The organism is Legionella septentrionalis (assembly GCF_003989745.1).
In the GTDB taxonomy this organism is placed as follows: domain Bacteria; phylum Pseudomonadota; class Gammaproteobacteria; order Legionellales; family Legionellaceae; genus Legionella_A; species Legionella_A septentrionalis.
On sequence record NZ_RZGS01000018.1, the window covers coordinates 35,357 to 47,908 of the forward strand.

Sequence of the window (12,552 nt, forward strand, 5' to 3'; positions counted from 1 at the left end):
AGGTGCATTAATTCTTTAAAATTGCGAGCCAGCTTGTTTAAATTTTATCTTCGGTGATATCAATCATCTTTTGTAATGCTTTCTTAGCATTTTCAACTACCCATTGTTGATCACCGCTGCTTAAACGGTTCCTGGTGCCACTAAATTCATTCACCACATCACCTGCCTTCACTTCATTGTATGGCATCGGTTTACCTTGGCGCAGCAAATCAACCAAGCCTACCAAATGCGGTGGATCATTGCGCGACATAGTGGCGCAACCGCACCCCAAGTTGATTTCATCATGCGGTTTCGGCATTTCTGCCAAATTGACTACGGTGATTCCCAGTGCTTTACAATATTGCTTTAAATTTTCGACCATGTGGTTTTCAGTGCCTATGGCATATTGGCAGGTACCTGCACGATCATGCACCACATAATCCCAAATAAAAGCAGTGGAGCCCGCATGATCCGCAATACGCACGACGCTATTGCGGCATTCCGGATGAACGATGGTAGTAAACCCTTTTTCTCGCCAATATTCACACATTTCAGGCTGGTAATAAGTATGCACCGCACATTGGCTGGCAAACAGGATCAATTCTGCTTTATCAAATTCAGCCAGAGTCTGTTTATCTTGGTCCGCCAGGGAATACTGTGCACCCGCGGTTCCGCCGGGCCAATAGGCTATGTTTTGCATGCCGAGCCACCAGGCTACGTTTTCGCCCATATGCTGATCTGGGATAAACAAGATTTTCTTGTTTTGTTTTTGCGCCCATTGAAAAATCTTTTTAACGTTTGAACTGGTGCATACTGCGCCCCCTTGTGCGCCAGTCATCGCTTTTACTCGTCCGGATGTGTTCATATAACAGACGGGTAAAATATTTTCCGCACCATAGCGTTCATTTAAATCCATAAACGCAGGCTCCACCATAAAATCTTTCGCCAGCATTTCCATGGTACACCCTGATTTAGGATTAGTGATGTACACGTGTTGCTGCGGTTGGGCGAGAATTGCAATGGATTCCGCCATAAAATGCACGGCGGATTCAATAATCACCGATTTTTCCGGATGATTGGCAGCCATTAATGCCAATTGGTAGGAGTCACCAATCTTACCACCAAATTGTTCCACCAGACGTACAATATCCCCGCCCATATAATAATGAGCAAGCAGCAATAATTTATCGCCAAAATAATCCTGCGCTTTTTGAAGGTAAGGTTTCATCCAAGCTAAAACTGTAGTGAGCTTGCGATCGGGCAACGCCAGATATTCTTCGGCGTAAGGAATAAATTCCTCTTGGTACCAATCCAATGGGTAATCGCTTTGACAAATGCTCATGTCATTGGTAATGCGCATCAGCGTTTTTTCAGGTTGGTAGGAAATATCAGTCTTAAACATCACACACCTTACTATATAAACGGATTTTGCGGTGAATTTAACCGCGCTATACTTTCTTGAGTTGCTTTATTCTTTTGCGGGAAATCTTCCCGGAAATGACCACCTCTGGATTCTCTTCTCGACAATGCTGCCCGCACAATGAGTTCAGCATTCAGAATAATGTTACGCAGCTCGATAAAATCACGAGTTATACTATGTTTCCAATAATATTCCTCAATAATTTTATGTCTCTTTATTATTAATTGTAGAAGATCTTCAAGGCCTGCTTCAGTGCGGATGATGCCAGCATAAGAAGTCATTTCCCCGCGCAGACTTCGCCAATGGGCATTGATCTGACTGGCACGGCGGGCATTGACTTCGCTAGGCGAGCTCCAATTAGGAATATGGGTTGTGGTTTCCCAATGGGTAGCAATATCTTTTATAGAATTGCGGGCCGCATTGCCAGCCATTACGACTGCTTCCAACAGCGAGTTGCTGGCCAAACGGTTGGCGCCATGCAAACCGGTGAAAGCTACTTCACCGATGGCATATAACCGTTTTAAATCCGTTTGGCCATTTACGTCGGTTAGCACGCCACCGCATTGATAGTGCGCCGCGGGTACCACCGGGATCATATCTTGACTCATCTCAATTCCAATGGAGAGCAAGGTATTATAAATTTGCGGAAAACGTTTTTTCAGGAAAGACTTGGGCTGGTGGGTGATATCAAGATACACAAAACTATTCTGGCTCTGTTCGATTTCATTGAATATCGCGCGAGATACCACGTCGCGGGTTGCCAATTCCATTTGCTGCGGCGCATAACGAGCCATGAAGCGCTCGCCAGTATCTGCATTTTTCAATATTCCGCCTTCACCACGTACAGCTTCGGAAATTAAGAAATTATTAATGGTATGATGATGCAGCAAAGTAGGGTGGAATTGATAAAACTCCATATTACCCACACGTGCCCCAGCCCGATAAGCCATGGCAACACCATCGCCGGTGGCTACCATGGGGTTGCTGGTATACCGATAAGTCTTACCTGCTCCCCCACTTGCCAATACCACGCAAGAGGCTAAAAAAGTATGAATGCAGTTATTTAAACTGTCCAACACATATGCGCCCAGCACTTCTCCCTGATCACTGACACAATGCGGGTGATAATGAGTGATGAGATTTACTGCAATGTGATGCTCAAAAAAATGGATTTGCTCTTTAAGGCGCGCTGTATTAACCAAAGCTTCGATGATGTTCAAACCGGTTTGATCGCCGCAATTAAAAATACGCCGGTGAGAATGCCCACCTTCCTTTGCAAGTACGTAGCTACCTTCCGCTGTTTTATTAAACTGGATCGAATAATGTTGCAATTGTTTGATGGCATCCGGCCCCTGGCGGATGATGCTTTCAACGGAAGGCCGATAGCATAAACCGTCTCCTGCCTTAAGCGTATCGGCAATATGCGATGCAATGGAATCATCCGAATTGAATACAGCCGCAACGCCGCCTTGCGCATAGCGGCTGTTGCATTCATTGGCTTCTACTTTGCTTATAAGCGCAATGTTTATCTTGGGCTTTAAGTCCAGTAATTGCAGGCAATAGTGGAGTCCAGCGAGGCCACTGCCTATGACAATAACGTCAAATTCGTAGGTTTTTCCCTGCTGAGATAACGTCATGAAAAAGCCTTCACCAATTGCGTTGCTAATCCTGTGTATTTTGCCGGAGTAAGTTCCAATAATTGTTTTTTGGCTGTTTCAGGAATCGTGAGCGATTCAACAAACTGTCGTAAGTTTTCACGATTGATTGCAGAACCACGCGTTAAATCCCGTAATTGCTCATAGGCATTCGGGATTTGATAGCGGCGCATCACGGTTTGGATTGCTTCGGCAAGCACTTCCCAATTATCATTTAAATCATCGCGCAACGGCTCCTGATTCAATTGTAATTTTTCATTGCCCTTTGCGATGGATTGATAAGCAATCAGAGTATAGGCAAAAGCTACTCCTAAATTGCGTAAAACCGTGGAGTCGGAAAGATCACGTTGCAGCCTTGATTGCGTAAGTTTATTGGCAAAGTGCTCGAATAAGGCATTTGCCAATCCCAAATTGCCTTCGGCATTTTCAAAATCAATCGGATTAACTTTATGCGGCATGGTGGATGAACCAACTTCCTCAGCTACCGTTTTTTGTTTGAAATAGCCTAAGGAAATATAACTCCAAATATCGCGTGTGTAATCTAATAAAATATTATTTATACGGATCATTAAATGTGAAACTTCAGCAATGCCGTCATGCGGTTCTATCTGGGTGGTATAGGCATTAAATGACAAGCCCAAATGAGAAATGAAATTGGCACAATGTTTGCGCCAATCCACTTCAGGATAGGCAATGGCGTGGGCATTGTAATTACCTACAGCACCATTGAATTTGGCTGAAATTAATACTTCGGCAAGCTGCTGCTGCGGGCGCTTAAGCCTCGCTACAAAATTGATTAACTCTTTGCCTAACGTAGTAGGGGTGGCGGGTTGCCCATGGGTTCTGCCCAGCATGGGGACATCGCCATGCTGTTTACCCATTAAGGTGATGCTGCCTGTTATTTCCGCTAATGTGGGTTGCACGACGTGTGCAAGGGCTTCTTTCATCATCAAAGCATAGGCAAGATTATTGATGTCTTCTGATGTACAGGCAAAATGGATAAACCCGGTCAACTTTTTTAATGTGGCTGATTGTTCCAGTTTTTCTTTAAGATAATATTCAACCGCTTTTACATCATGGTTTGTTTGTTTTTCAAATTCCTTGACTCGCAATGCGTCTTCTTCATTAAAATTTTTAAGTAAATCATTTAAAAAAGCTATTTCTTCAGGATTCAAACGAGGTACTTCGGAAATTTTTTCATGCGCAGCCAAGGATTCTAGCCAGCGAATTTCAACCATTAATCGATAATAAATGAGGGCAAATTCACTAAAGTAAGGACTTAACGGATTTGTTTTCTGCAAGTAGCGTCCGTCAATGGGAGAAACGGCATTTAAAGAAGATAGTGTCATGGGCGGATTCACTGCAATGATAAAGCGCATATAATAGTAAATGCAGCTCAAGATGTGAATAAGAGCTGCGGTCAAATTCCCAAGATAAACTCCATTTCTTCTGTTGACGCACTTGCGTATCTAATTCACATAGCCCGGCAATTTAAGTAGAATGGTGGTCATTTTTATAAGGACTGAGGTAATTATGGCTGTGAGTGGACATACGATAGAATTTAAGCATTTGAGCATGCAGGATTTAGAACAGGTTGGCGGTAAAAATGCTTCATTAGGTGAGATGATCCGTCATCTATCTACTGCAAATGTAGCTGTTCCCACAGGCTTTGCAACGACAGCCGATTCATTTCGTGAATTTCTGCATACCAATCAACTGGATAAGAAAATACACGAATTGTTAGAAACTGTTGATGTTGAAGACGTGCAGCAGCTTACTGCTGTCGGTAAAAAAATTCGCAGCATGATAATAAATGCACCTTTTTCCGGCGATTTTGAAGATGCTGTCCGCACCGCTTACATTAATCTTGCCCAAATAATTGGCCATAATGACTTTAGCGTAGCGGTGCGTTCTTCCGCCACGGCAGAAGATTTGCCTGATGCTTCGTTTGCAGGGCAACAGGAAACCATGCTAAACGTCAAAGGCATTGAAGCGGTGCTGACAGCCATTAAACAGGTGTTTGCCTCGTTGTATAATGATCGCGCCATTGCCTATCGTACTCATCATGGTTTTGCCCATCAAGATGTCGCATTATCCGTAGGTATCCAGCAAATGGTGCGCAGTGATTTGGCGGTCAGCGGTGTTATGTTTACCATGGATACCGAATCCGGATTTGAGCAAGTGGTGTTTATTACTTCCTCCTATGGTTTGGGGGAAATGGTGGTGCAAGGCGCAGTAAATCCTGATGAATTCTATGTCTATAAGCCTGCTTTGCAGGCTGGGCATTCGGCAGTCATTCGTCGCAACTTGGGTACGAAAGCCATTAAGATGGTTTACTGCGACAATCCAAATACAGAGGAATACGTAAAAACAATCCCTGTCGAAGCTGAAGAACAACGTCGCTTTTCATTATTAACCTCAGAAATCGAACAGTTGGCGCATCATGCTTTGGTAATTGAAAAGCATTACGGGCGTCCAATGGATATCGAATGGGCGAAAGATGGGGTTGATGGGAAACTTTATATTCTGCAAGCCCGCCCGGAAACCGTAAAAAGCCGCGCTAATAAACAAGTATTGGAGCGCTATAAGCTTGCAGGGAAAGGCGAGGTTTTAACTGAAGGACGCAGCATAGGCCAGCGCATCGGCCAGGGGAAAGCAAAAGTAATCCGCGATGTGGAAGAAATGCATCGCGTCGAGCTGGGCGATATTTTAATTTCTGATATGACCGATCCGGATTGGGAGCCGGTGATGAAGCGCGCTGCTGCCATTGTTACCAACCGCGGCGGGCGTACCTGCCATGCGGCCATTATCGCGCGCGAGCTAGGGATTCCGGCAGTGGTGGGTTGTGGCGATGCGACTAAGAGGATAAAGGATGGTGATGAAGTCACCGTTTCTTGTGCGGAAGGGGATACTGGTTATGTTTATCAGGGGTTACTCCCTTTTGAATTGCACCGCCTTGACGTGGATACGATGCCGGAATTACCCATAAAAGTCATGTTGAATGTAGGGAATCCCGAGCGGGCTTTTAACTTTCAGGCAATTCCCAATGCCGGAGTCGGACTGGCAAGATTAGAGTTTTTAATTTCCAACACCATTGGCATTCATCCTAAAGCTTTACTGCAATACGATTCGTTGCAGGATGAAAAATTAAAACAATGCATTAGAGAAAAAACGGCTGCTTATGCGTCCCCGGTAGAATTCTACATCGAGCGTTTAAAGGAAGGCATCGCCACTATTGCGGCGGCCTTTTATCCGAAACCTGTGATTGTAAGACTGTCTGATTTTAAATCGAACGAATATGCCAATTTAATCGGCGGTGCTGTTTATGAACCCCATGAAGAAAACCCCATGTTGGGTTTTCGTGGGGCGGCTCGCTATGTTTCACCGGCTTTTGCTGATTGCTTTGCCCTGGAGTGTCAGGCTGTAAAACGGGTGCGTAAAGATATGGGTTTAACCAACGTCGAAGTGATGATTCCTTTTGTTCGCACAGTCAAAGAAGCAGAGCAAGTGATCGATATATTAAAACAACATGATCTTGAACGCGGCAAACATGGTCTTCGCATCATCATGATGTGTGAATTACCTGCAAATGCTTTGTTAGCTTCTGAATTTTTGCAGCATTTCGATGGCTTTTCCATTGGTTCAAACGATTTGACGCAGCTAACCTTGGGGCTTGATCGGGATTCCGGGCTGGTGGCGTCGCAATTTGATGAGCGGGATGGTGCTGTTAAAGCTTTATTGGCTATGGCTATCGCGACTTGCAAAAAACAAGGTAAATACGTAGGGATTTGTGGGCAAGGCCCCTCTGATCATCAGGATTTTGCGGAGTGGTTGATGGAAAAAGGAATTGATAGTATTTCGCTAAACCCGGATTCGGTATTGGAAACTTGCCTGTTTTTGGCAAAACATGGCAAGAAGCAGAATAACTGAGACAAAGATAAGCCGCCAAATTACATTATGTGCAATTTGGCGGGGTACAAGCCCATGAATCCATTGAACTGCCATGTGAACACTAAATGTCTAAACTAAGTTACTTAATACTATTAGTACTGTTCTTTCCTGTACTTGTGCATGCGGGCAGCAATCCTGAACACATGGATCCGGTTGCTTCTGTAATTTTTTGGGTAACTTTAATTTTCCTATTTGGGATTTTAGGGCGATACATCGCTTCGCGTTTAAATCAGCCGGGCGTGCTCGGCGAATTATTGATGGGTATGCTTCTTGGGAATCTTTGTTATTACTTCGGCATGGAACTGGCGGTTATTTTGCGCGAGGGTACGGCGGTATTTGATGTGGTGCCGGAAATATTGAAAGGAACTCCTTTACAGCCGGCAGTCAGTTCCATGGTTCATAATCCCGATTATGCCGCAGAAGTTGTCGAGGCATTGACAGACACCAATGCGAATGAATTGTTAAAGGTAGCATATGTTGTTGACATTTTATCGCGATATGGGGTCATTTTTTTATTATTTATGGTGGGATTGGAAACTTCGCTTGAGGAGCTTAAAAATACCGGACGTGAATCCATACAAGTGGCAATCATCGGCGTATTGGCTCCCATCGTTTTTGGTTTGCTGACGATGAAACTGCTTGTTCCAACTTCCTCGTTCAAGGCCGATCTGTTTGTAGGGGCGACACTTTGTGCTACCAGTGTTGGCATCACTGCTCGTGTCTTGAAAGAAATGAAAAAGCTGCGTACGCGTGAGGCGCGCACCATTCTTGGTGCCGCCATGATGGATGATATTTTAGGTTTAATTATTCTCGCTATTGTAAGTAGTATTGTAATAAGTGATGTGGTAGATATGATAAAAATTATAAAAATCATTGTCTCCGCGCTTTTATTTTTTTCTTGTTCCCTATTGGTTGGTCCTTGGCTAATTCGTAAGGCAGTGCATTATTTTCGCTTTCTGGAAGCTTGGGAATTAAAATTATTTATTTCATTTGTATTTGTAATGACCTTGGCCTGGCTTGCTACGGTCGTGCAGCTAGCCAGTATAATCGGTGCTTTTGCGGCAGGTATTATCATTAAAGATGGTTTTTTTGGCGCGGAGCGGGAGCATAAAGCCGAGAAAAGCATCCAGGAGCTGGTGGCGCCCTTGGAGTTTTTGCTGGCCCCATTGTTTTTTATGCTGATTGGCATTCAGGTGAAGATAGAATTATTTTTTGACCCTCATGTCTTATTAATGGCGGGGGCGTTAAGCCTTGTGGCTATTATAGGAAAGCTTTTGAGCGGCTGGGGTGGTAACAGGCGCGATAATCGATTTTTAATTGGAGTGGGGATGGTTCCCCGAGGAGAGGTTGGTTTGGTCTTTGCATCCATTGGCCGAACATTGGGTGTAATCCCTGATCAATTGTTCTCAGCGATTATTCTAATGGTTATTGTTACGACGTTTATAACCCCTCCATGGCTTAAATCGCTCTATATGAAGAGCAAGAAGGTTAGCAAATGACACCTGAACACGGAAAAATCCTGGCCGATGTAAAGCGGGCCTTGGCTGAAGATGTAGGAAGTGGCGATGTAACCGCAGCTTTATTGCCACTGGATTTAGTGGTTATGGCAAAAATCATTTCGCGTGAACCTATGGTGGTTTGTGGGCGTCCATGGGTGGATTGCATTTTTGCCGAAGTGGATTTGGCTATTCATGTGCAATGGCAAGTGGATGAAGGCCAATGGTTGCCTGAACCTGCAACACTTTGCCAGATTGAAGGACCGGTGCGCAGTATTTTAACTGCGGAGAGAAGCGCGCTTAATTTTTTGCAAACCCTATCGGCTACTGCAACAAAGACTCGTGAATATTTATTAAAGCTAAGCGGTTATAAAACTCGTTTGCTCGATACGCGTAAAACGATACCCGGTTTAAGATATGCACAAAAATATGCTGTTGCTTGTGCAGGCGGTACAAACCACCGCTTCGGCTTATTTGATGCATTTTTGATAAAGGAAAATCACATCAAGGCCTGCGGCTCAATTAAAGCAGCAGTGGCTTTGGCTAGAAATATGCAGAAAGACTTGCTGGTTGAAGTCGAAGTCGAAAACCTGGAAGAGTTGCAAGAAGCGCTGCATGCAAAGCCTGATCGGATTTTATTGGATAATTTCACAAAAGACATGTTAGTAGAAGCTGTAGATTTGACCCGTGGTGAATGTGAGCTTGAAGCTTCTGGTGGACTCACTCTGGCAACTGTGACGGAAGTGGCAAAAACTGGTGTAGACTATATTTCAATTGGGGCCATTACCAAATCCATTCAGGCGGTTGATTTGAGTTTATTGATCGACAAGGTACTCGACTAAGATGAGCGATGCGAAGATGAATCCTAAAATTGTATTGACAGGTGGCGGTACAGCAGGTCACGTAACTCCCAATATGGCATTGATCGATGAATTACAGAAAGAAGGATGGGGGATTGCCTATATTGGCTCTGCCCAAGGGGTGGAAAAAAACATGATAGCCCCCATGCAGATCCCTTTTTATGGGATCAGCAGCGGCAAATTAAGACGTTATTTTAGCTGGCAGAATTTTTTTGATCCTGTAAAAATACTGCTTGGAATTGTCCAGTCTTTTTACTTATTGCGTAAACTAAAAGCCGATATTGTCTTTTCAAAAGGCGGGTTTGTAGCATTCCCGGTAGTCGTAGGGGCTTGGTTAAACCGCATCCCAGTCATTGCTCATGAATCCGATTTAACGCCGGGGCTTGCAAACCGCTTAAGTTTTCCTTTCGTCGATAAAATCTGTTTGACCTTTGCGGCAGCCAAACAACATTTTAAAAAACAAGAGAAAGTAGAAGTCACAGGCACACCCATACGGCGTTCCCTGTTTCAGGGTGACAAGGAAAAAGGTTTGCAACGTTGTGGATTTAACGATCAAAAACCATGCTTGCTGGTGATTGGCGGTAGCCAGGGTGCTAATAAGGTGAACCAATGTGTACGACTTTCCCTTGCGTCTTTGTGTACGCGTTTCCAGGTCATTCATGTATGCGGTCCAGGGAAGGTTGATGCATCGCTTAAAGATAGGGAAGGGTATTATCAAATCGAATATGCAAAAGAAGAACTCGCCGATTTGTTTGCAGCCAGTCAAATTGTAATTTCACGTGCAGGTGCTAACTCGCTTTACGAGTTATTGGCATTAGGAAAACCGCATATTCTCATCCCTTTACCTCAACAAAGCAGCCGCGGCGATCAAATTCAAAATGCACGTTATTTTGAAAAGCTGGGGATAAGTAAAGTCATCGAGGATGAAAAATTAAGCCCCGAGACTTTGTTCACTACGTTACAAGAAATGGATGAGCAAAGCGAAAGTCAGATAGAAAAGATAAAAGCACTGGGTATCCAATCTTCCAGCATAAAAATTATCAGCCTAATCAAGGAGATTGTTCATGTTAAATCCGCAAGGATTGCTTGAGTACATTGATAAACAGTGGGAGGAGGAAATTATTCCAAGCCTTTCCGACTACATCAAAATTCCTAACAAATCTCCAAATTTTGATTCTAAATGGCAAGAACATGGGTTTATGGAAGAGGCTGTAAGCCATATTGCGCAGTGGTGCAAAGCGCACGCCCCCCACAATATGAAGTTAGAAATTCTCAGGCTTCCAGGGCGTACTCCGCTTCTTTTAATGGATATTGCCGGGCAAACCCATGAGACTGTCTTGTTATATGGCCATTTAGACAAGCAGCCTGAAATGTCTGGATGGAATGAGGGATTAGGACCGTGGATTCCTGCTTTGCAGGATGGGAAATTGTATGGCCGCGGCAGTGCCGATGACGGTTATGCCGTGTATGCAGCTTTAACGGCTATCCGCGCTATTCAAGAGCAAGGCCTTCCTCACTCCCGTTGCCTGATATTAATTGAGGCAAGTGAAGAAAGTGGAAGCATGGATCTTCCTTATTACCTTGAGATGATAAAAGCACAGATGGGTGATCCCAAATTAATTATATGTTTGGATTCAGGGGCTGGAAATTATGAGCAATTGTGGATAACGACGTCTTTGCGCGGCAACATTGTAGGCAACCTTTCCGTAGAATTAATCCATGAAGGTGTGCATTCGGGTAATGCAAGCGGCATTATTGCCGACAGTTTTCGCGTAACCAGGGAATTATTAAGCCGGCTTGAAGAGGAAAAAACGGGTGAGATTAAGCTGGCAGAGCTGCAATGCGAAATTCCTCCGGGGCGTATCAATGAAGCTGCGAATTGCGCTGGTGTACTTGGCAGCAGAGTATTTACAGAATTCCCTTTTCATCCTGCTGTTGAACCTGTAGGAGACAATCTGCAGCAATTGATTTTAAATCGCACCTGGAGGCCTGCTTTAACGATAACTGGGGCAGAAGGTTTACCGGCCATTGCAGATGCAGGCAATGTACTGCGTCCCAAAACTGTATTAAAATTATCGATGCGCATACCGCCGCTTGTACATGCTGAAACAGCTGCTAAAGCCATGCAGTCGTCATTAAGCCAGGCGGCACCCTATCACGCCAAAGTTTCATTCCATGTCGACAGTATGTCCATGGGCTGGAATGCGCCGCTATTGGCAGATTGGCTGTCCAGAGCAATTCAAGATGCCTCCCACTCTTTTTATCAAAAACCGGCCATGTTTATGGGGGAGGGAGGCACTATCCCTTTTATGTTCATGCTGGGTGAAAAATTTCCAAATGCTCAATTTATGATTACGGGTGTATTAGGCCCTCATGCCAATGCTCACGGGCCAAATGAATTTTTACATCTCGGTATGGCAAAAAAATTAACTGCCTGTGTGGCTTATGTTTTGCATCAGCAATTTTTGCATTCACAAGAAATGCAAATTACCAGTTAGTTTGCATTCTGCATGAAGGTATTCTACAGCGCTTTTAAATGCTTATGCTTTTGATGGTTTGTGCAAAGGAAGTTTTTGCAATATTATTGTGTGAGGTAAAAAAATTTATGCTCTTACCTTGGGTTTGTATTGCAGTATTAATCATTAACCCTAAGGTTGTGGATCCCTACGCCAAACACAATGCTAAACACCGATAAAGCCTTTAGGAATTTTTTCTTTATCGGATTAGCGGTTAAGCTGTAAAACTTCGCCAGTTCCACGTTCCAAAAGTTTGTTTTTAAACTAAGTGATCTGCTTGTTATCATCTGCAGTTTCTGGCGAAGGTTTCACTGTGTCGTAAAGTTCTTGCATGGCGGCAAATTTGATAGCACCTTGATACTGCGCCCGATTGCGTTTTATTTTATCAATGATATGCGCGTTCCTATGGTATGTATTTTGATTCTGCTCGTTTACTGAATAAGTTAAAATTTTCGTTAGAATAAGATGGGGCAAAGCCGGCTTTACTCAGATTTTCACATTCGCCCGGTGCCCATTCAAGGTGCAGCATTAAGCTCACACCTTGAGATAGTTCGTAGGCAACGTCCCTAAAGTTTTTTAGCCAAGATTTCATCTTAAATTGAGCACAAATTTTTCTATTTCACTTCGATCTACCCCCTCTCCCGCGATAGGAGCTTTGATAGTATGATGATGCCC

The 12,552-nt window shown here is 44.0% G+C and carries 8 protein-coding genes; 5 read left to right on the plus strand and 3 right to left on the minus strand.

From position 1 onward, the window contains the following. Nucleotides 1-37 precede the first annotated feature (37 nt). The 3 genes from nadA to purB are packed head-to-tail and all read right to left on the minus strand — an operon-like array spanning nt 38 to nt 4,403. Nucleotides 38-1,381: a quinolinate synthase NadA gene (gene nadA / locus ELY11_RS07355; RefSeq protein WP_127032849.1), complete on the minus strand. Its 1,344-nt coding sequence runs from the start codon at nt 1,379-1,381 to the stop codon at nt 38-40. 11 nt (nt 1,382-1,392) lie between these two features. Next, nucleotides 1,393-3,036, minus strand: coding sequence for an L-aspartate oxidase (gene nadB, locus ELY11_RS07360; RefSeq protein WP_126954134.1), 1,644 nt, complete (start codon nt 3,034-3,036; stop codon nt 1,393-1,395). Beyond that, nucleotides 3,033-4,403 (minus strand): adenylosuccinate lyase, encoded by a 1,371-nt coding sequence (gene purB / locus ELY11_RS07365; protein WP_126954164.1) that lies wholly within the window; start codon nt 4,401-4,403, stop codon nt 3,033-3,035. Before purB ends, nadB begins: the two co-directional genes overlap by 4 nt. 184 nt (nt 4,404-4,587) lie before the next feature. Between purB and ppsA the strand changes: the two genes are divergently transcribed. The 5 genes from ppsA (at nt 4,588) to ELY11_RS07390 (ending at nt 11,859) form a co-directional block, all read left to right on the plus strand. Then, a complete protein-coding gene (gene ppsA, locus ELY11_RS07370) occupies nt 4,588-6,984 on the plus strand; it encodes a phosphoenolpyruvate synthase (RefSeq protein ID WP_127032851.1) in 2,397 nt (798 codons plus the stop codon). 86 nt (nt 6,985-7,070) lie between these two features. Continuing rightward, on the plus strand, nt 7,071-8,504 hold the full coding sequence (locus tag ELY11_RS07375; RefSeq protein WP_126954132.1) for a cation:proton antiporter: 1,434 nt from the start codon (nt 7,071-7,073) through the stop codon (nt 8,502-8,504). Then, a complete protein-coding gene (nadC, locus tag ELY11_RS07380) occupies nt 8,501-9,343 on the plus strand; it encodes a carboxylating nicotinate-nucleotide diphosphorylase (RefSeq protein ID WP_127032853.1) in 843 nt (280 codons plus the stop codon). The genes ELY11_RS07375 and nadC overlap by 4 nt, the downstream gene beginning before the upstream one ends. Nucleotides 9,344-9,359: 16 nt before the next feature. After that, nucleotides 9,360-10,451 carry an undecaprenyldiphospho-muramoylpentapeptide beta-N-acetylglucosaminyltransferase gene (locus ELY11_RS07385; RefSeq protein ID WP_126954163.1) on the plus strand — a complete coding sequence of 364 codons (1,092 nt, stop codon included), beginning with the start codon at nt 9,360-9,362 and terminating at the stop codon, nt 10,449-10,451. After that, nucleotides 10,426-11,859, plus strand: a complete 1,434-nt coding sequence (locus ELY11_RS07390) for a M20 family metallopeptidase (protein WP_127032855.1) — start codon at nt 10,426-10,428, stop codon at nt 11,857-11,859. Before ELY11_RS07385 ends, ELY11_RS07390 begins: the two co-directional genes overlap by 26 nt. The last annotated feature ends 693 nt before the right edge of the window (nt 11,860-12,552 follow it).